Origin of the sequence: Chondromyces apiculatus DSM 436 (assembly GCF_000601485.1) — a bacterium.
Classification (GTDB): domain Bacteria; phylum Myxococcota_A; class Polyangia; order Polyangiales; family Polyangiaceae; genus Chondromyces; species Chondromyces apiculatus.
In genome coordinates this window covers 18340-41145 of the sequence record NZ_ASRX01000028.1, presented here as the reverse complement: position 1 = coordinate 41145, position 22806 = coordinate 18340, and the positions used below count along the sequence as shown (strand labels likewise).

Here is a 22806-nt window from a genome sequence, read left to right as displayed (position 1 = left end):
TCCCGGTCACGCCGTGGGGGGCTGCTCGGTCCGCCGCGACTTGCGGGCCCGTACCGCCTCGCGCGCCAGGGCATCGGCGCGCTCGTTCCCCGCATGCCCCGCGTGCCCCGGCACGTAGCGGATCTGGGTGTTCTTGCGCGCCTTCAGCGCGTTCCGCAGCTCGGCCACCAGCTCCACGTTCGCCTTGGCCTTCCACCCCTTCTGGAGGACCCCGATGGAGTACTGGCTGTCCGTGAAGATCACCACCCCGCGCGTCGCGTCCTGGATCTCCTGCAGCACCCGCAGGATCGCCGTCAGCTCGGCGATGTTGTTGGTCCCCACCCCGAGGTACTCGCTCAGCTCGATGGTGCGCGCCCCGTCTTTCATGGTGACGCCGAGGCCAGCCGGCCCCGGGTTCCCCGAGCACGCGCCGTCCGCATACGCCACGATCGCCCCTTCCGGGATGGGCGCCGGACCGGCAGCCGCCCTGCCCGACGCCGCGCGGCTCCGGGTCCCTGCTGCTGGAGACGCGCCCACCGCCGATGCGCCGCTCACCGCGGCTTCGCCAGAAGCTGCTCCCTTCTCCGGCTTGCGCACAGCGTCGGCAGGGCCACAGGTGTCGTCGGGCAACGGGGGTCCCGGCACCACCTCCAGGTTGCCCTCGCGCGCCTCGTAGCGGCGCCCATCGTTGGGCTTGTAACGGATTTCCACCCGGCCGTTCTCGGCCTGCAGCGCGCCTGTCTCACTGGCGCGGGCATAGATGAGCTGACCACGAAGACGCGCACGGACCCAGGGCACGGGCGCACCCTGGCACGGAACGACGCCCACCGGGAAGGGGGCGCGCACTCCCAGCTCTTCCGCAGCCGGCGAGGTTCGTGCAGAGTGTCTGCTCCCTTTCCCTCTCTTTTTCACCAGGGTCGCTCGGTCCGGCCCACCACGAAGGAGACTCGCCGATGGGTAGGCGACATCATCACTGGCTGATCCTCCTCGGCGCTGCAGCGCTGAGCGCCTCGGCGGCCACCCCCGGCTGCTCGTGCGGCGGCGACGAGAACAACGGCTTCACCGAGGGCACCGGCGCTGGCGACGGCATCGGCGGCCAGGGCGGCGCTGGCGGAGCCCTGTTCCCCGTGGGCTCGGGCGGCAGCGGGGCCGGAGCGCCCGTGGACTGCGCGGAGCCCTGCGAACAAGGCAACATCTGCTCCCACGGCACCTGCGTCCCCCTCGTGCCTTGCACGAACGACAACGGCTGCTCGAACGACACCTACTGCGAGCCGGCCACGGGCTGCGTGCCCTGGGAAGGCGCGATGCCCGGGAACGACGAGCAGTGCATCAACGTCATCGCGGCCGGCATCTTCTCGCCGAAGCTGAAGTGTGAGTTCAGCGTCGCCCCCGCCGGCGACCCGTTCCCCGGGCACGTCGACGTGCAGGGCACGCCCATCGTCGTCAACTTCAACGTCCCCGCGAGCGCCGGTCCCCCCAGCATCGCCGCTGCCTTCACCGCGACGGTCAACAACGGCTACACCGAGGACCTCGGCGTCATCCGCGTGCTCCACGGCAATGACTGCGGCCTGGAGGCGAACCTCGGCGGCACGGACCTGAACGCCGACGGCATCGTCGACTACGTGGTCTCGTCGGCCACCCTCGCCGCCGGAGATCTCGACGGCGACGGCAGCGCGGAGATCGTCGCCTACGCCGCCGACGGCGGGATGATGGCCTTCACCCGCAAGGCAGGGGTCTGGCAGCTCCTCTGGAAGGCGCCCTACCCGGGCGGCGTGAACTGGAGCGCCTGCACCGCGGCCAACCACCGCTGCAGCTTCGGCTGGTCGGGTCCGGCCATCCACGACATCAACGACGACGGCGTGCCCGAGGTGCTCCGCGAGGGCGCCGTCTTCGCCGCCGACGGCACCTTCCTCTCCGGCAATCCTCCGGGCTACCTGAACTACTCGCAGGGCATGTTCCCCATCGTCGCCAACCTCGACGAGGACCCGGCCATCGAGTTCACGAACGGCGACAACATCTGGGAGTGGGCGAACGGCGCCTGGGTGGTCGAGCCCTACTACCCCGGCGCGACCAGCACCTTCCCCGGCCACGTCGCCGTGGCGAACTTCGGCGCCTACGGCACCGGCGTGCCCGCCGAGGCCCCCGAACTCGTGGTGGTGCGCGCCGTCGCCGGCAGCAGCACCGTCGCCGTGCTCGCGCGCGACGGGTCCTACGCGCAGCCCCCCACCAACGTCCCTGGCGCGGGAGGCGGCGGGCCGCCCACCATCTCGGACTTCGACGGCGACGGCCTCCCCGAGGTCGCCGTGGCCGGGCAGGCCTACTACACCATCTACGACATCGACTGCGGCCCGACGCCCCGCCCGAACGGTACCTGCGCCGCGGGCCCTTGCGACTTCGCGAACGGCGCCTGCCCGCCGAACGGCTACATCGCCTGGTCGCGCCAGACCCAGGACATCTCCTCGAACGTCACCGGCTCCAGCGTCTTCGACTTCGAGGCCGACGGTCAGAGCGAGGTCGTCTACGGCGACGAGTGCTTCACCCGCGTCTACAACGGCATGAACGGCGACGTGCTCTTCAGCCAGTACCGCTCGTCCTGCACCTGGAACGAGAACCCCATCATCGCCGACGTCGACGGGAACTTCCGCGCCGATCTGGTGGTGCCCTCGAACAAGGCGTGCTCCCTCGGGGGCGCCGGCGTCGCCTGCACCATGCTCGACGCGAGCGGCGTCGACGTCCAGTTCCCCGGCATCCGCTGCGAGCAGAACACCGACTGCGTGTCGGGCGTCTGCGACAGCGGCTTCTGCCGGTGCACGGCCGACGCCCAGTGCTGCGGCGCCATGGACGACGCGGCCTGCGCCGCCGAGGGTCACCGCTGCGCGCCGCCGCCCGCGGGCACGGCGGGCGCGGGCAACACCTGCCGCGCTGCGCACCCCACCGGCGTCTCCGGCATCCGCGTGTACTCCGACGCCAACGACAAGTGGGTCCGCTCAAGGACCATCTGGAACCAGCACGCCTACGCCGTGACCCACGTGAACGAGGACGGGACCATCCCCCAGAGCAGCCAGTGGACCCAGAACTGGATGACCCCCGGCCTGAACAATTTCCGACAGAACGTGCCCGGCAACCAGGACGGCACCGCCACCGGTGATGCCACCGCGGGGGCGTCGAACACCTTCGGTTGCAGCGGCGCCGGCGCAGCCCTGCAGGCGCCCGTCTGCAACCGCGGCGCCGACAGCATCGGCGCTGGCCTCAGCGTCGGCTTCTACGTGGAGGGCAACGAGGTCTGCAGCACCGCCACCATGGGCGCACTGGCCCCTGGCGCCTGCGAGACCGTGACCTGCACCTGGGCCAACCCGCCTCCCACGGAAAGTGCCGCCGTCGACGTGACCGTGATCCCCAACGACGACGGTGCCTACGCCGAGTGCAAACCCGGCAACAACGAGGGTACGCTGCGCGGTGTGTTCTGCACCCCGCCCCAGTGAGGGGAGCAGCGAGCCAGTACCCGTAGCTTGAGGAGGAAGCCCGTGCAGAGAGAAGTGATCTGGAACCTCGGAGGTGTCGTCGCAGCGGTGATCATCGTCGCCTGCAGCGGGACCACGAGCGGCGGTGGAAGCAGCACCTCCGGCACGGGCGGTGAGGGCGGGAGCACCGCCACCACGACGACGACCACCACCTCGGGCATGAACGAGGGCGGCAGCGCCGGTGGCCTCATGGGCACGGGCGGGGCGGGTGGGGCGGGTGGAGGGGCAGGCGGCAGCCTCGACTGCGGCGACGTCCCTCCCCCTGAAGGCGGCCCCCTCGACCCCAACGAGTGCGGTGGCACCGCCGCATCGAACGGCAGCGGCGGCGTCACCTGCGAGACCCTCTGCGACGACGATGGCGGGAACACGTACAGCGTCGCGTGCAACGGGACGACCTGCTCCTGCCGGGTCAACGGCCAGGAGTACTGCAACTGCCCCGACTCCGGCCTCTCCTGCTCCGACTCCTGCTGTCCCAATCCCTGGCCTCACAGCCAGGGCGGCACGGGCGGCGCCGGCTCCAGCAGCGTCGCCGTGGGCCAGACCGGCGGCGGCTGAGTCGCCGTACCCTTTCCCTTCCGGCCTTTCCTGGCCCGGCCCCTCCCGGCCCGCCCAGATCAGGACTGGGGGTGGGCCGCCGCGCCTCGCTGCACTACGAAGCGGCGCATGGATCCTGTCGCGCGGACGCTCGCCTACCACGAGCAGACCAAGCACCACCTGCGCCGCTACGCCCGATCCCTCGGCTACCTCGACTGGGACACCCAGCCCGACCCCTTCCGCCGCTACGCAGGCGCTCCCGTCGTCGCGCTCCCCCTCGTCGCCGACCGCTTCCCCGCCCGCTACCACGACCTCCACGTCCCCCGCGCCATCGCGCCCGCCCCCCACGACCTCGACGCCATCGCCGCACTCTTCCAGCTCGCCCTCGGCCTCTCTGCCTGGAAGCGCTCGGGCCCGTCACGGTGGGCCCTCCGCTGCAACCCTTCGAGCGGCAACCTCCACCCCACCGAGGGCTACCTTATCGCCCCCGCCACGCCTAGCCTGCCGCCGGGCGTCTACCACTACGTCAGCCACGACCACGCCCTCGAACGCCGCGCGGCCCTCGACGACACGACAGCGCGCACGCTCGCAGCGCTCCTCCCCGAGGGCGGCGCGCTCCTCGGCCTCTCCTCCATCCACTGGCGCGAGGCGTGGAAGTACGGGGAACGCGCTTTCCGCTACTGCCAGCACGACATCGGTCACGCCCTCGCCGCCGCCCGCTACGCCGCCGCGACCCTCGGCTGGTCTGCGCGCCTCCTCGACACGCTGGGCGACGCCCGCCTCGCCACGCTCCTCGGCCTCGACCGCGCCGACGACCACGCGCACCTCGACCCCCTCGACCGCGAGCACCCCGACACCGCCCTCCTCCTCGCCCCGCACCCCATCTCTGCCGAGGCCATCACCACGCTCGTCACCGGCATCGACGAGGTGCTCGCCGCGCTCCAGCAGAGCGCCTGGGCAGGGACACCGAACCCGCTCAGCCGCGACCACACGCACTGGGAGATCATCGACGACGTCGCCGCCGCGACCTCCAGGCCCACAGCCACCTCGACGCCCTCTTCGCCTCCCTCTTCCTCGCCCTCCTCGGCACCGCCGTCCTCCTCGGCATCCCCCTCCTCGTCAGTGCTCACGCCGCTTCCTCACCTCCCTCCGCAATCCCTCCCTCCGCTGCACACGCCTGACCGCCCCACCCGGGCCGTGGCCCTGATCACGGCGCGCCGCAGTGCCGTCGCCATGGACGGCGTCACCCGCATCGGCGCCGGCGCCTTCTACGACGTCCTCGACCGCCTCCTCCCGCGCCCAGACGTCCCGCCCTGGGATGCATGGCCCCTGCCCCCGCGCGTGCACCCGGTCTTCTTCGTCCACCGCGTCGACGGCCTCGCGCCCGGCCTCTACGTCCTCGAACGCTCCCCGGCGGTGCACGACCGCCTCCGCGCCGCCATGCACCCCGAGCTCGCCTGGGAGCGCCCTCCGGCGTGCCCGGCGCACCTGCCCTTCTTCCTCCTCGCCGACGCCGACCTCCGCGACACCAGCCGCATCGTGAGCTGCCACCAGGACATCGCCGCCGACGGCGCCTTCAGCCTGGGCATGCTCGCCGACTTCGCCGAGCCGATCCGCCGCGAGGGCGCCTGGCTCTACCGCCGCCTCTTCTGGGAGGCCGGCATGCTCGGTCACGCCCTCTACCTGGAGGCCGAGGACCTCGCACCCTCCGTGTCACCCGACGAGGATGCGCCACCGCACGCCATCCCCGCGGCCCCCTCCAGCCCCTGGCCGCCGCCCACGCCTCCCCTGCGCGCAACCGGCATCGGCTGCTACTTCGACGACGTGTTCCACGAGATCCTCGGGCTCCGAGACAGCGCCTTCCAGAGCCTCTACCACTTCACCGTGGGCGGCCCCGTGGACGATCCGCGCATCTCCACCCTTCCCCCCTACGCCCACCTCGCTGCCCGTGCCGCTCCCGAAGGCCACGCGCCCTGACACCCCCAGGAGCCATCCTCACCCCGAGGGCGCCACGTCACCCCGAGGGCGCCACGTCCTCACTGCGAGGTCGTCCCTTCCTCAGCGTGAGAACACCACCTCGTTGTCGAACGTCGCCCGCAACGAGCGCGCCGTGCCCCCCTCGCCGGGCGTGAAGGTGATCCGCCGCCCCGCCCACGTGGCGATGAACGGATCCCGCCACGTCGCCCGGAAGGTGTCCCCTTCCCACGGCTCCAGGTCGGCCTCGTACTTGGCGTTGTACCGGAACGAGAGCCGTCCCTCCCGGAGCGTCACCTCGGCGGGCCCGGACAGCGCATCTTCGTACGTGCCCACGTACCCCGAGAGCGGCAGTGAGGGCTTCTTGCTCGCATCGCGTGCCTTGACCTCCGCGGCCTCCTCGTCCCTCTTCTTCGCCTCCGCGTCACGACGGCGCGCGAGCAGCTCCCCGCTCCAGTCGCGCTCGGGCGCGCCGAGGTAACCGTCGAGCACCCGGTAGATCACGGCGTCCGTGACCCCGTGCGGCGTCAGGTTCGTCAGCACCACGACGCCGAGCCGCTCCTCCGGCACCATCGCCACGAGCGCGCGCATCCCGTCCATCTCCCCCGAGTGACGCGCGACCTTCCGGCCCCGGTAGTCGTACAGGCTGAACCCCAGCCCGTACGCCGAGAAATGCGTCCCCTCCCGCGCCTCATCCTCCTCGGTCACCGGCAGCACCCGCTGCGCCGTCATCATCTCCCTCGCCACCGCCGGGCTCAGGATCGTCTTGCCCTCGAACGTCCCCCGACCGAGGTGCAACCGGAGCCACGCCGCCATCTCTACGGCGTTCGACGCGAGCCCTGCCGCGGGTGCGACGTTGTCCAGATCCGGCATCGGGATGGGCCGCACCGCACCGTCGATCACCATGTGCGGCGCTGCCACGTTCGCCGCCGCCGCGCGCGCCTTCGAGAGGGTCGTGCTCGCGTTCATGCCGAGCGGTTGCAGGAGCCGCTCGCGCACCAGATCGTCCCATCCCTTCTCCGCCCCCCCCTCCGCCACCGCCGCCGCCACCGCCGCCGCGAGCTGACCTGCCGCGATGTACATCACGTTGGAATACCCGTACATCACCCGGAATTCCCCCGCCGGCTTCTGGTGCCGCATCCGCCGCAGGATCTCGTCGCGCCCGAACGAGGACCCCTGCCAGAGGTGGTCGGCCGCGTACCCCGGCAGCCCCGAGCGGTGCGTGAGCAGATCCCTCGCGGTCATGTGCGCCGTCACGTACGGGTCGTGCATGGCGAAGTCAGGCAGGTGCTTCGCGACAGGCGTGTCCCAGCCGAGCTTCCCCTCGTCCACCAGCGTCCCCAGCACCGCCGCCGTGAACGCCTTGGTGCACGACGCCACCGCGAACAGGGTCCGCTCGTCCACGCGCTCGGGTTTGCCCAGCTCGCGCACCCCGTACCCGCGCGCCAGCACCACCGCGTCGTCCTTCACCACGGCGAGCGCGAGCCCTGGCACCTGCCACGCCCGCATCACCTCCTCGACGTGGGCATCGATCCCCCCGAGTGGATCGCGCCGCCCACACGACAACGGCGACGCGAGCAGCACCGCAGCGAGCAGCGCCGCCGCGACGAACCCCGTGACCCTGAGCAGCTCCCTCCGACGCACCATGCCCTCAGCGCCCCAGGTAGCGCAGGAGCAGGTCGGGCCGCTCGGTCTGCACGATGTCAACCCCCGTCGCAAAGGCCTCCTCGTAGAGACCTGGATCGTCGCCGAACCCCGCCGCGAGATCGATGACGAAGGAGTCCGTCATCGCCCGGTGCCCCGCGGCGTGGATGAGCGGCACCAGGTCCTCCACCGGACCGTTGTCGTTCACCTCCACGATGACCGGCGGATGCGCCGAGAAGTGCGCGAGCTCCGCGGTGAGTTCGGCCTCCTCCGAGACGCGGATCATGGTGAGCAGTTCCGGCTCCAGCGCGAGCGCCTCGTCGATCTTCTCCACCTCGTCCGTGTCGACGATCGCCCAGTCCAGCGTGTCCGTGGCGCGGATGACCTCGACCAGGAGATCCATCCGGTCCGTCTTGTTGGCATCGAGGAGCACGTGAACGCGCCCGCGCGCGGCGAGGAGCACCTCCTCCATGGTCGCGACGCGCTCGCAGGAGAAGTCGCCCGCGTACTTGTCCGCCTCGATGCCGAGCGCCTGCACCTCCGCGAGGCTCATGGCGTCCACGTTCCCCGTGCCGGTGGTGGTGCCGTCCACGGAGGTGTCGTGCACGTTGACCAGCACCCCGTCCGCCGTGGCCCGCGGGTCCGTCTCGACGAAGTCGACCCCCAGCGCAATGGCCGCGCGCACCGCCGCGAGCGTGTTCTCCGGCGCGATGACGCCGAGCTCCCCCCCGACACCGCGATGTCCGGTGACGAGGCGCTCGGCACAGGTGAGGTCGAGCGCGCACGCCGGCGGCAGCGGTGAGACGCGCTCCGGGACACCGTCCGCCGTGCAGTCGAAGAGCGCCGGGTCGAGCGGTGGAGAGGCAGTGCTCCCGCCGGCACCACCGGCGCCTCCGCCGCCACCAGCACTGCTGCCCTGAGGCGCGGGATCCCCACCGCACGCGAGGAGCACGCAGGAGAGCGCGATGCTCGAAAGGTGACGCTTCAGCATGTCGCCCCTCGTAAATACGCGCTCAGGTCGCCCGCAACCAGCGGCAAATCCCGCAGCGATCGGGTGGATCCCCCCTCTGTCTGCGCCATCTTGCACCCATGGTTTCTCCCGCCTGGGTGATCGATCCCGACGACCCCCGCGCCCCACCCGAGGAGATCTGGGACGCGCTCTCGCCACGAAAAAGGCCGCATGCCAGCGTGGGCCTGGCGTGTAGACTCGAACGCATGCGTACCTTGACCACCTTCGTCGTGCTCGCAACCGTGGGTCTCGCCGGCCTCTTGCTCCAGGCCTGTGGGAGTGACGCTTCGGGAGGGGGAGGCGGCGCAGGGGGGGCGGGTGGATCGAGTGGCACCTGCGGGTTGTTCGGTCCGCAGAACCCGGATGGGTGCAGCATCGAGGGGTTCTCCTGTTACTACGCAGACACGAGTTGCAGCTTGAGCTGGGTCTGCCAGTCGGGGCAGTGGGAGTCCACAGATCGGTGCTTCGGGCCTGGCGGTGGCGGTGGGCAGGGCGGCGCTGGCGCGGGGGGCGCTGGGCAGGGCGGCGCCGGTGCAGGAGGGGCCGGGCAGGGTGGCGCCGGAGGCTCCGGGAGCGGGAGGTGAGCCGACGCTTCCGCGGTGAGCCAGTGCTCCTACGGTGACCCGGTGCGCCCTCGACGATCCGGTGCGCATCGACACGTGCTGGTCATCGAGGCATCGGCCGCGACGGACTGACGCCACGCGTCGCACAGCATGCCGTCACGAAAGTCACCAGGGCGCGATCCTGGCGTGACCCGAAAATGACATTCGGCGGGAGCCTCGCGGACACGCCTCACCGAAGCTGCCTGGTCACGTGAGCGATCTCGAAGCAAAGCCCTCCACCTCTTCCTCCACAGAGCCGGTCCGCGTCGTCGGGCCGCGTCCGCCGCCGTCGTTCGGCCAGATCGGGGCCGTCATTGGCATCGTGCTCATCCACGTGGGCACGATCGTGGCGTTCACCCGCGACTTCACCTGGAAGCTCGTCGCGCTCGCAGCGGCCACGTACTTCGTGCGCATGTTCGCGATCACCGGGGTCTACCACCGCTACTTCTCCCACCGGAGCTACAAGACGAGCCGGTTCTTCCAGCTCGTGCTCGCGTTCCTGGGGACCACGGCGACCCAGAAGGGGCCGCTCTGGTGGGCGTCGACGCACCGCGTACATCACCGCTTCTCGGACACGGAGCGGGACGTGCACAGCCCGATGCAGTTCGGATTCTGGCAGTCCCACATGGGGTGGTGGCTCGGGCGAGAGCACGAGCACACGGACTTCGACAAGATCCCCGACTTCGCGTCGTTCCCGGAGCTGCGGTGGCTCGACCGGAACCACGCGGTGGGGCCGGCCGTGATGGGGACCGCGCTCTACCTGATCGGCGGGCTCGATGCGTTCCTGTGGGGGTACGTGGTGTCGACCTGCGTGCTGATGCACGCGACGTTCACCATCAACTCGCTCGCGCACATCTTCGGGTCGCGGCGGTACGCGACGACGGACACGAGCCGCAACAACTTCTGGCTCGCGCTGATCACGCTGGGTGAAGGGTGGCACAACAACCACCACCACTACATGAACAGCGTCAACCAGGGCTTCTTCTGGTGGGAGATCGACGTGAGCTACTACGCGCTGCGCGGCATGAGCGCCGTGGGGCTCGTCTGGGATCTCCGCAAGCCGTCACCGCAGGTGCTGAAGCGCAACCTGCTCAAGGAGGTCGGCGAGCAGTCGCCGCTCCTCCTCAAGCAGGCTGCGGCGCGGGCCGCGAAGCAGAAGCCGGAGCTCCACGTGCCGCTCGACATGCAGCCCGACGCGCCGCCCCCCGGCATCGGCTGACGCTCTCCGCACCGACGGATCCCCACGGATGCCGCGCTCCTGGCGGCGGTGACGCGAGGTGGCTGCGCTGGTAGAGGCAAGACCAGCGGGCCAGCGATGCGTCCGCAGCTAGGAGCAGCAGCATGAAGCCTTCATCCTTCGTTCTCTCGTCCCTCCTCGGCGTGTCTCTCCTCGGCGCGTTCCCCGCCTGCGGTGGTGACGACGGCGACGGAGGGAGCGGAGGGACCGGCACCACCACGACCAGCGGGCCCGGAGGGAGCGGCGGGGGCGGCGCAGGAGGCGCAGGTGGGGGCGGCGACGGAGGTGGTGGGGGTACGGCCGAGTGGAACGTCGACGCGCTGCTGGAGGGGCTCACGGAGGGAACCCTCCACAAGTACGAGGGCGCGGGCGACGGGGGGCTCGCGCACCTGACGTACTGGGCGATGCCAACAGACAGCGCGGCGTACATGGCACTGTCCGAGGAGGAGAAGGCCAAGGTCGCAAAGCTGAAGGCTGCGGCGGTGGGGCTCGCGAGCGAGCTGTATGCGCCGACGGTCGAGGTCGCGGGGGCCGAGGTGACGGGCCTCCTGACGGCAGGCGATGGGGGCACGCGGCAGCAGCGGGTGGTGCTGAAGCTGCCGGCGCAGTGGAACGGGCGGCTGGCGGTGGTCGGGACGGCGGGGACGCGCAACGAGTTCGGGAACGATGTGATCTTCACCTCGTGGCTCGTGGAGCAGGGCGTCGCGGTCGTCAGCGGGGACAAGGGGATGCCGAACGGGGAGGCGACGCTGCTCTCCGGGACGCACCCGACGCAGCACTGGGGGGAGATGATGCTCGACCTCGGGGTGTGGGCGCGGGAGCGGCTGGCGGCGGCGACGGGGCAGGAGGTGACCAGCGCGTTCGCAGTGGGGCTGTCGAACGGGGGTTATCAGGTGCGGCGGGCGCTGGAGATCGATCATCAGCGGGTCGAGGGAGGCGCGACGCGGGTGTTCGCCGGGGGGCTCGACTGGGCGGGGATCTACTGGCCGGATGCGCGGGTGCTCGACACGGACGGGGATGGGACGGTGTCGACCTGGGAGTACGCGGAGGGGACGCACCTGGTGTCGAGCACGGACCAGGCGGCGCTGACGATGCGGTGGGCGCACGATCCGCAGGCGCTGGCGACGCCGGAGGGATACGCGGAGACGCCGCGCTTCTCGGCGGCGCACCCGGCGATGACGGCGGCCGGATTCGATGCGGCGTCGGCAGAGATCTGGGGGGCGTACAACACGCTGTTCGACGCCTTCAAGACGGCGGCGCCGCAGTTCGAGGGGGTGGGGTACTACAACGTGACGTCGTACACTTTCCGGGCGGAGTTGCTGGGGGACACGGCGGCCGAGAGCGCGGGGTACTCGTGCTATCCGACGCAGCCGGGGCAGGAGCCGGCGCTGTACGGGTGGCTGGCGTCGGCGGTGAACGGGGGGTGGACGGAGGAGAGTATCGAGTACGCGCTGCTGAACGCGACGACGGGGGTGTTCTCGGCGCCGATGATGACGCTGCACGGGGACCGGGATGGGTTCATCGGGCTGGGGACGCACGCGCTGGCGTACCGGGATGCGGTGGAGGCGGTGGGGGATCCGGCGCTGTACCGGCTGTACGTGATCGAGAACGGGACGCACGTGGACCGGCACTCGGATGGGGATCTCGACTACGACTTCGATGGGACGGCGGGGGAGGAAGGGGCGGGGGATCGGATGACGCCCATCCAGGGGTACGTGCAGAAGGCGTTCGGGATGCTGGTGGGGTGGGCGGAGCAGGATGGGGCGGTGCCGGATAGCGGGGTGGTGGCTACGGATCCGGCGAATGATGTGATTGACCCGGTGCAGATCGAGTTCTGAGCGGGGGGCGGTTTCGAGAGGGGGGTGTCTGCCGGGGGGTGAGCCGGTCCTGGGGGGCGTACCGGCCCTGGGGGAGGGTGGTGGCGGGGGGAGGTTCAGGTTGGGGGTGGCTCGGGGAGGATGTCGAGTTGCTCGTAGATCTCGGCGAGGGGGATGGCGAAGCCGAGGGCCGGAAGGTCGAGGGAGGCTTCGTCGCCTTCGTAGACTGTGAGAAGCCACTGGCCTGTTTCCAGGCGGCGGAAGTGCTCCACGCGGTGGGAGGTCTGGGAGATGAGCACGTACTCGGCGAGGGAGGGGATGGTCTGGTAGTGGGCGAACTTGGCGCCGCGATCGTAGGCCTCGGTGGAAGGGGAGAGGACCTCCACGATGAGGGTGGGGTTCAGCAGGTTGTCGTGGTGCTTGGGGTGGAAGTGGGGACCGCCGCAGGCCACAGTCACGTCGGGATAGGTGTAGAGGCCGGTGGCCTCGACATGGACACGCTGGTCGGTGCCAAGGAGAAGATAGGGCATGCGTCGGGTGCGGATGCGCTGGTAGAGGGCGGCACCGATGCTCATGGTGATGGCGATGTGTCGGGCAGATGCACCCGCCATGGCGACGATCTCGCCGTTGATGAGCTCACTCTTGGTTTCGGCCCGACGCTCGCGGTCGAGGTACTCCTCGTCAGTGACCCGGACTTTCGGCGCGGCTGTCATGGTATCTCCTGAAGACGTGTATCACTGCGGCGCCCTGGAAGGTGCGCCGCTGGAAGGAGTGGAGGTCAACGGCGGATGGCGCCGTGGGGGGTGCCTTCGCTGTAGCCGGAGAGGGTCTGCACGCCGATGAGGGCCTTGTCGTGGAGCGCTTCCAGGGAGGCGGCGCCGGCGTAGGTGCAGGCGGATTGCACGCCGGTGATCATCTCGATGAGCAGACCACCGACGCTCTCGCGGCCCTCCTGGATGTAGATGCGGGAGGTGGAGATGCCCTCGCGGAAGAAGCCCTTCTTGGCGCGCTCGAAGGCGTCGAGGTCGGCGGTGCGATCGCTGACGGCGCGGGCGGAGGCCATGCCGTAGTTCTCCTTGTAGAGGTGGCCTTCACGGTCCTCCTTGACGTCGCCGGGGCTCTCGAAGGTGCCGCTGAGCGCCGTGCCGATCATGACCCGGGCGGCGCCGGCGGCGAGGTAGAGGGCGACGTCGCGGGGGTGGCGGACGCCGCCGTCGGCCCAGATGTGCTTGCCGCGGCGGCGGGCTTCGCGGGCGCAGACGAGGGCGGAGGAGAAGGTGGGGCGGCCCGCGCCGGTCTGCATGCGCGTGGTGCACATGGCGCCCGGGCCGACGTTGACCTTGACGATGTCGGCGCCGGCCTCGATGAGGGCGGCGGTGCCCTCGGCGGTGCAGACGTTGCCGGCGATGAGGGGGACGCGGTCGCCGACGACCTGGCGCACGGCGCGGAGGGCTTCGAGCATGCGGCGCTGGTGGCCGTGGGCGGTGTCGAGGACGAGGGCGGAGACACCCATCTCGAGGAGGCGGGCGGCGGCGGCGCCGGCCTGGGAGGAGATGCCGACGGCGGCGGCGACCATGAGGTCTCCGTGGGCGTCGAGGCTCGGGCGGAGCAGCTCGAGGCGGACGGCGTCCTCGCGGGTGAGGATGCCGTGGAGGCGGCCCTCGGCGTCGAGGACGGGGACGGCCTTCACCCGGGCCTCCTCCATGAGCAGGAAGGCGTCGCGGTTGGGGGTGCCGGCGGGGATGGTGACGACACGCGGGGACATCAGGGCGCTGGCGCGGGTGTACTGGTCGCGGTCGCGGAGGTCGGCGTGGGTGATGATGCCCAGGGGGCGGCGCTCGTCGTCGACCACCACCACCAGGTCGTGAGAGCGCTTGCGGATGATGCCGAGCACGTCGCGCAAGGTGGCGCGGGGGGAGACGGAGAGCGCGGTGTCGTAGCGGGGGTCGGCGCCCTTGATGTGCTTGACGATGCGGTCGACGGTGTCGAGCGCCATGTCCTGGGGGAGGACGCCGAGGCCGCCGTAGCGGGCCATGGTCTCGGCCATGCGCTTGCCGGTGACGGCGTTCATGTTGGCGCTGACGATGGGGTGGGAGCCGCCCGCGAAGTCGGCAGGGCGGAGGTCGACCTCGAAGCGGGAGCCGCCGTCGAAATAGCCGGGGGTGAGGAACACGTCCTCCAGCGCAAGCTCCAGGGACTCGTCTCGCTCGGGGTGCAGGAAACGCATGGTGGGCTCCGGGCGGGGGCGATGCGGGAGCGCGCGCCCTCGTCTGTCGCCCTCCAGTGTACCCTCCAGCGTAGTCGAAGCCTCCGGTCAGGTTCACCTGGGGGCCTGCCTGATCGCTGGTTCCGCCGCTGGCGCCGCCGCGGAGGTCGTTGTAAACGGCCGTGCGGCTTCCAGGCGGGGCCACCGCGCACCCGCGCGGGCGAGGGTGCACGAGGCCCGCCGAAGGAGCCCAGCGATCCGGGAGACAAGCCAGTGCAAAGCCTCTTCGCCGCAGGACTCTTCTCCGATCAGGTGGCGCTCGTGACGGGCGGTGGCAGCGGTATCGGGCTCGCGACGGCGAGGGAGCTGGCCTACCTGGGCGCGCGGGTGGCGATCTGCGGGCGCAAGATGGACAAGGTCGAGGCAGGCCTGGCGGCGCTCGCGGCGGACGGGATCCCCGCGGAGCGGATGCTCGGAGGGAGCTGCGACATCCGCGAGCCGGACCAGGTGTCGGCGTTCGTGGGGCAGGTGCTGGAGCGGTTCGGGCGGGTCGATGTGCTGGTGAACAACGCGGGCGGCCAGTTTCCGACCCCGGCCGAGGGGATGTCGCCGAAGGGGTGGGAGGCGGTGATCCGCAACAACCTGAACGGGACGTTCTTCATGACCCGGGAGGTGGCGACGCGGGCGATGATCCCTGCGAAGCGCGGGCGGATCGTGAACGTGACGGCGATGGTGGTCCGGGGCTTCCCCGGGATGTCGCACACCGGCGCGGCGCGGGCAGGGGTGGAGAACCTGACGCGCTCCCTCGCGGTGGAGTGGGCGACGCACGGGATCCGGGTGAACGCGGTGGCGCCGGGGAACAACATCCGGTCGAGCGGCACGGCGCAGTACGGCGAGGCGCTGCTGGAGGTCACCCGCAAGGCGACGCCGCTGATGCGGCTGGGGACGCCGGAGGAGGTGGCGCGGGTGATCGTGTTCCTGGCCAGCGATCAGAACGACTTCGTGACCGGCGCGGTGTGGGGCGTGGACGGGGGGCAACCGCTCTGGGGCGACATCTGGAGCATCCCGGACCCGCAGGCGGAAGCAAAGGGCTAGGCACGTGTCGGAGGGGTCGCGGGAGCACGAGGCGCCTCCGTACGCGCCAGGTCCCCACGAGGTCGCGCAGCCGGGGCAGCCTCCGCCGGGCCCGCTGCCGCCCGTGCCGCTCGCGCCGAGCCTGCCGGAGCGGGTGTTCATGGCGGTGCGCGGGTACTTCCTCGACGTCGACCCGACGTTCCTCTCGGCGCTGGCGCCGCTCGCACTCCTGGCGATCGTGCTGTTCACCCGGGCGCCGGACACCAACTACATCTTCGACGAGCAGGAGGCCTTGCTCGCCAACCCCTACGTGAACGCGACGGGGGGCCTGCGCTTCGTGGACGCCATCCACCGGGACTTCTGGGGGTTGCCGCCGGAGCGGAGCGTGGGGTCGTACCGACCGCTGCCGAACTTCCTGTGGCGGGCGCTTTGGGGCGTGTCGAAGAGCCCGTTCCTGCACCACTTCTACAACGTGCTCTTGCACGCGGTGAACGGGGCGCTGCTGACGTGCGTGGCGTTCCAGTGGACGCGGCGGCGGGGGGCCGCGTACCTGGCAGGGCTCGCGTTCGTGGCGTGCGCGGTGCTGACGGAGGCGGTGAGCGGCATCGTGGGGATCGCCGACGTGCTCGGAGGGCTCGGGGCAATCCTCGGGCTCCTCGCGCTGGCGCTGCCCGGGTGGGGGATGCCGTTCGCGGTGTTCGGGGCGGTGCTGTTCGGGCTGTTCGCGAAGGAGAGCGCGCTGGTGTGCGTGCCGCTCCTGCCGCTGGCGGCGCTGGCGACGGCGCCGCTCACCCACCCCACGCGGCCGGCGCGGTGGCTGCGCGCAGGGCTCGCGCTCCTCGGGGCAGGCGCGGCGTTCGTGCTCTACGTGGAGCTGCGGCGGCGGTGGTTCCCGGCGCCAACGTCGGCGGAGCTGAGCGAGCCGCTGCCGGTGGACGCGTCGCTCGCGCGGCGGGTGCTGCACGCGGCGCTGCTCTGGTTCCACCAGGCGCCGCTGCCGAAGGATCCGCTGAACAATCCGCTGGCCGAGGCGGACACGGCCTACCGGCTCGCGGGGGCGCTGCGGGTGTACTGGCGGGGGCTCGTGCAGGTGTTCTTGCCGAACGCGCTGAGCGGGGATTACTCGTACCCGCAGGAACCGGTGCCAGAGCGGCTGGTGTTCCCGGGCAGCGTGGCCGGTGGGCTGATGATGGCGCTGCCACCGCTCGCGTCGCTCTGGCTGTGGATCGGGGCGCTCGGGCGGGAGCGGCGCGCCCGCCGGACGATGGAGGGGATCGAGGAGCTCGGGGTGGTGGCGCCCGAGGGCTGGGGGAGGCGCCGGATCGTCCAGATGACCGCGGGGGCGGCGCTGCTGATGGCCGCCGTCGTGCTGGGGGGGATGGAGATCGTGCTCTCGCGGAGCGCGGGGCGGGGGCTCATGCCATCGCTGCCGCTCCCGCTGCGGCTGGTGCCCTTCGTGGGGCCGCTCGCGCTGGGGCTGGGGCTCGTCGTGGAGGCGCTGGGCAAGAAGGTCTCTCCCGATGCCGGGCGGGTGCCGCGGCCGCTGGGGTACGCGGGGGCGGCGGCGGTCGCGGTGGGGCTGACGTGGATCGTGGTGAGCTTCTTCCCGCACTCCAACATCCCGGTGGTGCTGCCGACGGTGCGCGCGGAGCGGTTCTGGTACTTCCCGGCGATCGGGTCCTCGCTCGTGGTGGCCATGGCATTCGCGCGGCTGGACGAGGCGCTGGGCGGGGCGCAGGCGCGCGGTGCCGGGCAGTGGGGGTGGCCGTTCGGACCGGGGCCGCTGAAGAAGGCGTGGGCGGTGCCGGCGGTGATCTTCCTGTTCTTCGGGCTGCAGTGCGTGCAGGCGTACCGGCACGCGATGGACTACCGGAGCGATCTTGCCTTCTGGGATGCGACGCGGCGCGCGGTGCCGAACAGCGCCAAGGCGCACCTGAACTACTCGGTGATGAAGGGCGCCCGCAACGATCTCCCGGCGCGCCTCGAATCGAGCAAGAAGGCCCTGGAGCTGGCGCCCGAGTGGCCGATGGCACACGTGTACACGGGGGATACGCTGTGCCGCATGGGGAACGCCGAGGAGGCGTGGCCCTACTACCGGGAGGGGTTCACGCTGGGTCCGAACGAGATGAGCCTGATCGCGCTGGGGCTCCAGTGCTTGCACGATCAGAAGCAGCTCACCGTGCACGACGCGGAGCTGCGGGAGATGGCGGAGAAGCAGCCCGGGACCTGGCTCGCGTACCTGGGGCCAGACACGCTGGACAACGCCGAGAAGAACAACGGCGTGGACCCGAAGTACCGGCCGCGGGGGTACAACGAGGGGCCGAAGGAGTGAGCATGGCGACGGCGGGGGCGCGCACCCTCGCCGCGTGAGTGAGACTCAGAGCGTGGCGTCGATGCGATCGATGTGCGCGCGGATGCGGGCGTTCACGAGGTCAGTGTGGGTGAGGGGGCCCATGTGGCCCATGCCGTCGAGGGTCTCCCGATCGGTGACGGGGAGCAGCTCGACGAGGCGCTCGACGACGCGGTGTGCGACGAGGGGAGACTGGGCGCCGGTAAGGAGCAGGGTGGGGACGCGGATGCGGCGCCACTCACCGGCCGCGGCGCGATGGCCGATGAGATCGCGCACCTCCAGGAAAGCCTTCCGGCTGACGCGCAGGAACTCTTCCCGGGCGGTGGGAGGGATGGCGCTCCAGGCGCTGGGGCCGTTCCAGTAATCGACGAAGGATCGGACCCAGGTCTCGTCGCCGCCCGTGGCGTCGTCGAGGAAGGCGGGGTTCACGACGCGGGCGAGGTCGGTGAGGCCCTGGGTGTCGCCCATGGCGTGGAGCACGGCGAAGGCGACGGGCTCGTACAGCGAGAGGGAGCGGACCCGCTCGGGCGCCGCGAGCGCGACGAGGAGGGCGATGAACGCGCCGTAAGAGTGACCGACGAGGTGGACGGGCCCGTCGAGATCCGCAGCGCTGGCGATCACGGCGTCGCGGTCGAGCGCGCAGGTGAAGGGCGCGTCGTGCGGCCAGGGGGGATTCTTGCCGTAGCCGAGGAGATCGGGGGCGAGGACGCGGTGGTTTGCCGAGAGCCGGTCGACGAGGCGGGCCCACTGCCGCGAGGACATGATGCTGCTGTGGACGAGGAGCACGGGGGTGCCCTTGCCGCGGTCGACGCAGGCGAGGCGTTCGGGGAGGTGAGCGGTCACGGGAGGGCCTCCAGGAGACCCCTGGATACCATGGAGTCCGACGGTGGCGGGGCGCGACCTCGACGCGGGACGCGGGGCGCGGGGCGCGGGCGCGGGCGCGGGGCGCGGGCGCGAACGATTGGAAAGGGGGCGCGACCGTGATCGGTACGCGTTCACGGCAGAGGCTTGGCCCGCGCGGTGACGCGTTCGAGGATGGACGCCATGCGTGCAGCGGCAGCGTCGGCGCTGTGCTCCGCGGGCGGTGACACCGGGTCCGGAAGGGCGCCTGTGGCGCGGTGGCGGGCGAGGTGGCCGGCGAGGGCGCGGGTGATGCCCTCGATGTCGCCCGGGAGGAGGCGCGCGTTGTCGGGGCGGTGGGCGAGCAGCGCGTCGACTTCGGGGTTCGCGGAGATGCTCAGGATGGGCATGCCGGAGGCGAGGTAGTCGTAGAGCTTGGCGTTGATGCGCAGGGTGACGCCGGCAGTGACCATGGCCAGGAGAACGTGGGCGCCGAGCAGCTCCGAGAGCACGTCGCGCTGGGGGATGGGCGGGACGACCTCCACGAAGGGGGTGAGGCCGAGGGCGTCGAAGGTATCGCGCTCGACGGCGGACATGCGCCCGACCTGGCGGAGCACGAGGTCGCCGGGGACGAGGCGCTCGGTGTCGATGAGGCGCCGGAGGGCCGCGACGATGTCGTCGATGGCGGTGTCGGCGCGGAGGGTGCCGAGGTGGAGCAGGGTGAAGGGGCGTGAAGGACGCGCGCGGCGCGGCGTCTCCGGTCGGTGCGTGTAGAGGTCGAGGTCGAAGCAGTTGCGGATGAACGAGAAGCGCTCGGCAAGCTCGGGATAACGGGCGCTGTAGGCCTCCAGGGTGCGGCGGGTGTTGAGCACGAGGTGGTCGGCGCGGGTGAGGAAGCGGCGTTCGAGCGCGGAGACGATCACGCGGCGGGCGCGGTCGGCCAAGGGGAGATCAGGGTCGTCGCCGCTCTCGTGGAGGCTCCAGGGGTCGCGAAAATCGAGGATCAACGGGAGCCCGAGCGCGCGCTTGACGTGCAGGCCCACGGGGATGGCGGAGAAGGGGCCGGCGCTGACGACGACGGCCTCTGCGCCGACGCGGCGCGCGAGGCGGACGGCAGCGGCAGCGGCGTGCGGCGCGTGGGGGACGCAGCGATCGCCGAGATCGCGGAAGGGGCGGTGGCCGCCGAGCTGACGCTCCGGGAGCGCGGTGGACGGCGGTCCCAGTCGGCGGGAGCGCAGGGCGAGGAGGCGGGGCGAGAGGTAGTCCTCGACGACCTCGACCTCCGGCGGGAGCGCGTCGAGGAGCGCCGGATCGCGCCGGTCGTCCGGGAAGGTGGCGGCGAGGACCACCGGTCGGAAGCCGTGGCGCGGCAGGTGGCGGGCGATCTTCACCCAGCGGTAGACGCCGACCGCAGCCTGGGGAGCGAAGCCGGGAGAGATCAGGAGGAAAGGTCGCACGGGTGCGGGGGGTTATGCCCTGGAACCGGCATGGATCCCAGCGTGCGTTTTCCTGCTCGGATTGACCCGCCTTCGCGTGAACCTCTACGGTGGTCGGGTCACCTCGGTTCTTTCTTCGTGCTTCGAGGAGGGTCGTCCAGTGAAGCGAGGAAGTCTGCTCTTTCTGATCGCATGCGTGCCGCTCGCGTCAGGCTGCGAAGGGTCGGGTGAGGAGCGCGGAGCGATCGCCGGCGAGCTCGGTCAAGGCGTCTTCTACTACCAGTGCGCGACGGAGAGCGACGGACAGTGCGACGAGAAAGCCGTGCGCGGTGAGGTCGACGAGACCACCGGGAGCTTCCCTTCGGTGGCCGTCGGCGGGGAGTTCTCCATCGAGTACGTGTCCAACACCGACCAGGGCGCCAACGCCACGTACAGCCTCGTCGCCACCTCCGACTTCGTCACGTTCGCGGAGACAGTCCTCACGGCGCAGGCGACCGGGATCACCGCGCTCGTCGCGACGGACGTGAACGGCTACGCCGAGGACCTCGCGCACGTGCGCTTCGAGACGGCGACGAAGATCCGGGTGTCGCAGACCGAGACCGCCGAGCAGGTCGACACCGGGTTCGCGGGCGGCGTCTCGGCCAACGTGGGTGGCACCGACATCGAGATCGACGTCGGCAGCACCCTGAATCTGCCCGGCAGGAGCTTCCTGCGGGTAGTGCCCACCACCGACGATGGCAGGATCCTCGCCGGGGCGCTGCCTTGCACGTGGAGCACCGGCACGCCGGATGCGGTGCGCATCGTGTCCTCCGCGTCGAACAACGTCGTGGATGTGGAGATCAGCGGCCCGGGGCAGCTCGTGGTGAAGCTCGGGGACCTGGAGCAGACCGTGGTGGTCGGCGGGAGCACGCCATGAGGACCTTCGGTATCGTTCAGGCGGCCGTCGTCGCCGCCCTCGGGCTCGCCGCGGCCGGGTGTCAGCCCGAGATCGACGACATCCAGGTCGTCATCGACTCCCAGCCTCCGGGGGAGGCATCGTTCTCGAAGAGCGAGTTCCGGATCACCCACGGCACCGCGGTCGCCGTGTCGGTCACCGGGGTCGCTGAAGGGGAAGAGCTGGAGTCCGCGGTGACGCTGCACATCAGCGCCTACATCCGGGTCGTCGAGCGCGTGCCGCCGGAGGACACCGACACGATCGGCTCGCGCTTCGTCCTGATCGCCGACGAGGTGGGTGAAGGGACGGCCACCGTGAGCACCACGGACTCGGGCGGAGAACTCTTCATCCCGGTCGTGGTCGTCCCCCAGGCGCCGTGAGCGCACCCATGGCGCGGTTTGCAGGCCGGCGCCGCCTGCGGTAAGCCGGGCATGCTCGGGCCAGCGCGTCGCGCGGATGCCAGCATCGCCCGCGCTCCCCCACGCCCTCGCCCCATGCGCCCCCGTTCCCCGCTCGACAACCTCCCTGACGTCCGCGATGGCCTGACCAGGCCCGAGCGCATCGTGCTGGTCACCCTCGCCGAGCTGCAGGAGGAGCGCCGCGGCCGCAACGTGCCCACGGCCATGCTCTACGGCCGCGTGGTCGAGCGCATCGACATGAGCGTCGACGAGCTGCAGCGCATCCTGCAGCGGCTCGGCGCGGCGCGCGGGTACGGCGGGTGAGCGCCGGAGGCGCGTCGAGCGCCGGAGGCGACGCGGACGCCGCGGACGCCGCGGACGCCGCAGAGGCCCGTGAGGAGGCTGCTACCGGGACGCTCGAACCGCCGCCGGCTGGCACCGTCGAGCGCTGGGCGTGGGACTACGTGCTCACCACCGATCTTGCCCACAAGCAGCACCCGCCGCCGCTCCCGCAGCACTGGGAAGAGGCCCCCCCGCCCCGGCGCCTGAACCGGCCCGGGCGCCCCGAGGCGCTCCAGATCACCGCGCGCGCGCCGAAGAGCCCCGGCCCCGAGGCCATCCGCGTTCCCCTGCGCCGGGCGCAGCTCGTCCACACCTTCCTGCACCACGAGCTGCAGGCCGCAGAGCTGATGTGCTGGGCGCTCCTGGCCTTCCCCGACACGCCCCGCGCCTTCCGCCGCGGCCTGCTCCAGATCGCCGGCGACGAGCTGCGGCACATGGGCATGTACGCGGACTACCTGGCCACCCTCGGGTACCGCTTCGGCGACTTCCCGGTGCGGGACTGGTTCTGGCAGCGGGTGCCCTCCGCGGCCTCGCCCGCGGCATTCACGGCGACCCTGGGCATGGGCCTCGAAGGCGGCAACCTCGATCACGCCGCGCGCTTCGCCGCCCGCTTCCGCGCCATCGGCGACGAGGCCGGCGCCGCGATGCAGGACCAGGTCTGCGCCGAGGAGATCCCCCACGTCCACTTCGCCGTGCACTGGTTCCAGCGGTTCATGCAGCAGGCATCCCCGGACACCCGAAGCGATGGGTTCGACACCTGGACGGCGCACTTGCCGCCCCCCCTGTCGCCGCTGGTGATGCGCGGGGAACCGCTCAACCGCGAGTACCGCGCCCGCGCCGGCTTCTCCGAGGCGTTCCTCGACGCGCTCGCCGCCTGGTCCCCCAAGGCACCTGGCTGCTGAGCCATCA

General features: G+C 71.4%; 19 protein-coding genes. 12 read left to right on the top strand and 7 right to left on the bottom strand.

Annotated elements, in window-relative coordinates:
* Positions 1–6: 6 nt before the first annotated feature.
* Positions 7–777 (bottom strand): ribonuclease HI, encoded by a 771-nt coding sequence (locus CAP_RS48265; protein ID WP_052375523.1) that lies wholly within the window; start codon positions 775–777, stop codon positions 7–9.
* 155 nt (positions 778–932) lie between these two features.
* On the opposite strand from CAP_RS48265, the gene CAP_RS19295 reads away from it, so the two are divergent.
* From CAP_RS19295 to CAP_RS19285, 3 genes are all read left to right on the top strand, one after another.
* Positions 933–3461, top strand: a complete 2529-nt coding sequence (locus CAP_RS19295; protein ID WP_044243156.1) for a hypothetical protein — start codon at positions 933–935, stop codon at positions 3459–3461.
* A gap of 42 nt (positions 3462–3503) precedes the next feature.
* Entirely contained in the window at positions 3504–4055 is a 552-nt protein-coding gene (locus CAP_RS19290) for a hypothetical protein (RefSeq protein ID WP_156040941.1), read from the top strand.
* Positions 4056–4163: 108 nt separating this feature from the next.
* On the top strand, positions 4164–6011 hold the full coding sequence (locus CAP_RS19285) for a nitroreductase family protein (protein ID WP_044243151.1): 1848 nt from the start codon (positions 4164–4166) through the stop codon (positions 6009–6011).
* Positions 6012–6092: 81 nt separating this feature from the next.
* Here CAP_RS19285 and CAP_RS19280 read toward each other — a convergent pair whose 3' ends face one another.
* Together CAP_RS19280 and CAP_RS44955 are read right to left on the bottom strand one after the other, a co-directional pair.
* Positions 6093–7655: a serine hydrolase gene (locus tag CAP_RS19280; RefSeq protein ID WP_052375504.1), complete on the bottom strand. Its 1563-nt coding sequence runs from the start codon at positions 7653–7655 to the stop codon at positions 6093–6095.
* Between the two features lie 4 nt (positions 7656–7659).
* Positions 7660–8643, bottom strand: coding sequence for a glycerophosphodiester phosphodiesterase family protein (locus CAP_RS44955; RefSeq protein ID WP_052375503.1), 984 nt, complete (start codon positions 8641–8643; stop codon positions 7660–7662).
* Positions 8644–8741: 98 nt separating this feature from the next.
* On the opposite strand from CAP_RS44955, the gene CAP_RS50600 reads away from it, so the two are divergent.
* The 3 genes from CAP_RS50600 to CAP_RS53745 all read left to right on the top strand — a co-directional run bounded on the left by CAP_RS50600 (position 8742) and on the right by CAP_RS53745 (position 12338).
* Positions 8742–9245: a hypothetical protein gene (locus CAP_RS50600; protein ID WP_231511564.1), complete on the top strand. Its 504-nt coding sequence runs from the start codon at positions 8742–8744 to the stop codon at positions 9243–9245.
* 229 nt (positions 9246–9474) lie between these two features.
* Positions 9475–10482: an acyl-CoA desaturase gene (locus CAP_RS19270; protein ID WP_044243149.1), complete on the top strand. Its 1008-nt coding sequence runs from the start codon at positions 9475–9477 to the stop codon at positions 10480–10482.
* A gap of 122 nt (positions 10483–10604) precedes the next feature.
* Positions 10605–12338 (top strand): alpha/beta hydrolase family protein, encoded by a 1734-nt coding sequence (locus CAP_RS53745; protein ID WP_044243146.1) that lies wholly within the window; start codon positions 10605–10607, stop codon positions 12336–12338.
* A 95-nt stretch (positions 12339–12433) separates the two neighbouring features.
* On the opposite strand, the gene CAP_RS19260 is transcribed toward CAP_RS53745, so the two are convergent.
* Positions 12434–13030, bottom strand: a complete 597-nt coding sequence (locus tag CAP_RS19260; RefSeq protein ID WP_044243143.1) for a Uma2 family endonuclease — start codon at positions 13028–13030, stop codon at positions 12434–12436.
* Between the two features lie 65 nt (positions 13031–13095).
* Positions 13096–14544 (bottom strand): GuaB1 family IMP dehydrogenase-related protein, encoded by a 1449-nt coding sequence (locus tag CAP_RS19255; RefSeq protein WP_044243141.1) that lies wholly within the window; start codon positions 14542–14544, stop codon positions 13096–13098.
* A 252-nt stretch (positions 14545–14796) separates the two neighbouring features.
* On the opposite strand from CAP_RS19255, the gene CAP_RS19250 reads away from it, so the two are divergent.
* Positions 14797–15618 (top strand): SDR family oxidoreductase, encoded by an 822-nt coding sequence (locus tag CAP_RS19250; protein ID WP_044243138.1) that lies wholly within the window; start codon positions 14797–14799, stop codon positions 15616–15618.
* Between the two features lie 4 nt (positions 15619–15622).
* A complete protein-coding gene (locus CAP_RS19245) occupies positions 15623–17929 on the top strand; it encodes a tetratricopeptide repeat protein (RefSeq protein ID WP_081865041.1) in 2307 nt (768 codons plus the stop codon).
* A 45-nt stretch (positions 17930–17974) separates the two neighbouring features.
* Here CAP_RS19245 and CAP_RS19240 read toward each other — a convergent pair whose 3' ends face one another.
* Both CAP_RS19240 and CAP_RS19235 read right to left on the bottom strand, forming a co-directional pair.
* Positions 17975–18790 (bottom strand): alpha/beta fold hydrolase, encoded by an 816-nt coding sequence (locus CAP_RS19240; protein WP_044243136.1) that lies wholly within the window; start codon positions 18788–18790, stop codon positions 17975–17977.
* A 152-nt stretch (positions 18791–18942) separates the two neighbouring features.
* Positions 18943–20244, bottom strand: coding sequence for a glycosyltransferase (locus CAP_RS19235; RefSeq protein ID WP_044243134.1), 1302 nt, complete (start codon positions 20242–20244; stop codon positions 18943–18945).
* 139 nt (positions 20245–20383) lie between these two features.
* On the opposite strand from CAP_RS19235, the gene CAP_RS19230 reads away from it, so the two are divergent.
* The 4 genes from CAP_RS19230 to CAP_RS19215 all read left to right on the top strand — a co-directional run bounded on the left by CAP_RS19230 (position 20384) and on the right by CAP_RS19215 (position 22799).
* Positions 20384–21139 (top strand): hypothetical protein, encoded by a 756-nt coding sequence (locus CAP_RS19230; RefSeq protein WP_044243131.1) that lies wholly within the window; start codon positions 20384–20386, stop codon positions 21137–21139.
* On the top strand, positions 21136–21537 hold the full coding sequence (locus CAP_RS19225) for a hypothetical protein (RefSeq protein WP_044243128.1): 402 nt from the start codon (positions 21136–21138) through the stop codon (positions 21535–21537). Before CAP_RS19230 ends, CAP_RS19225 begins: the two co-directional genes overlap by 4 nt.
* 114 nt (positions 21538–21651) lie before the next feature.
* Entirely contained in the window at positions 21652–21879 is a 228-nt protein-coding gene (locus CAP_RS19220; RefSeq protein WP_044243125.1) for a hypothetical protein, read from the top strand.
* Positions 21876–22799: a ferritin-like domain-containing protein gene (locus CAP_RS19215; protein WP_081865040.1), complete on the top strand. Its 924-nt coding sequence runs from the start codon at positions 21876–21878 to the stop codon at positions 22797–22799. Before CAP_RS19220 ends, CAP_RS19215 begins: the two co-directional genes overlap by 4 nt.
* Positions 22800–22806: the final 7 nt, after the last annotated feature.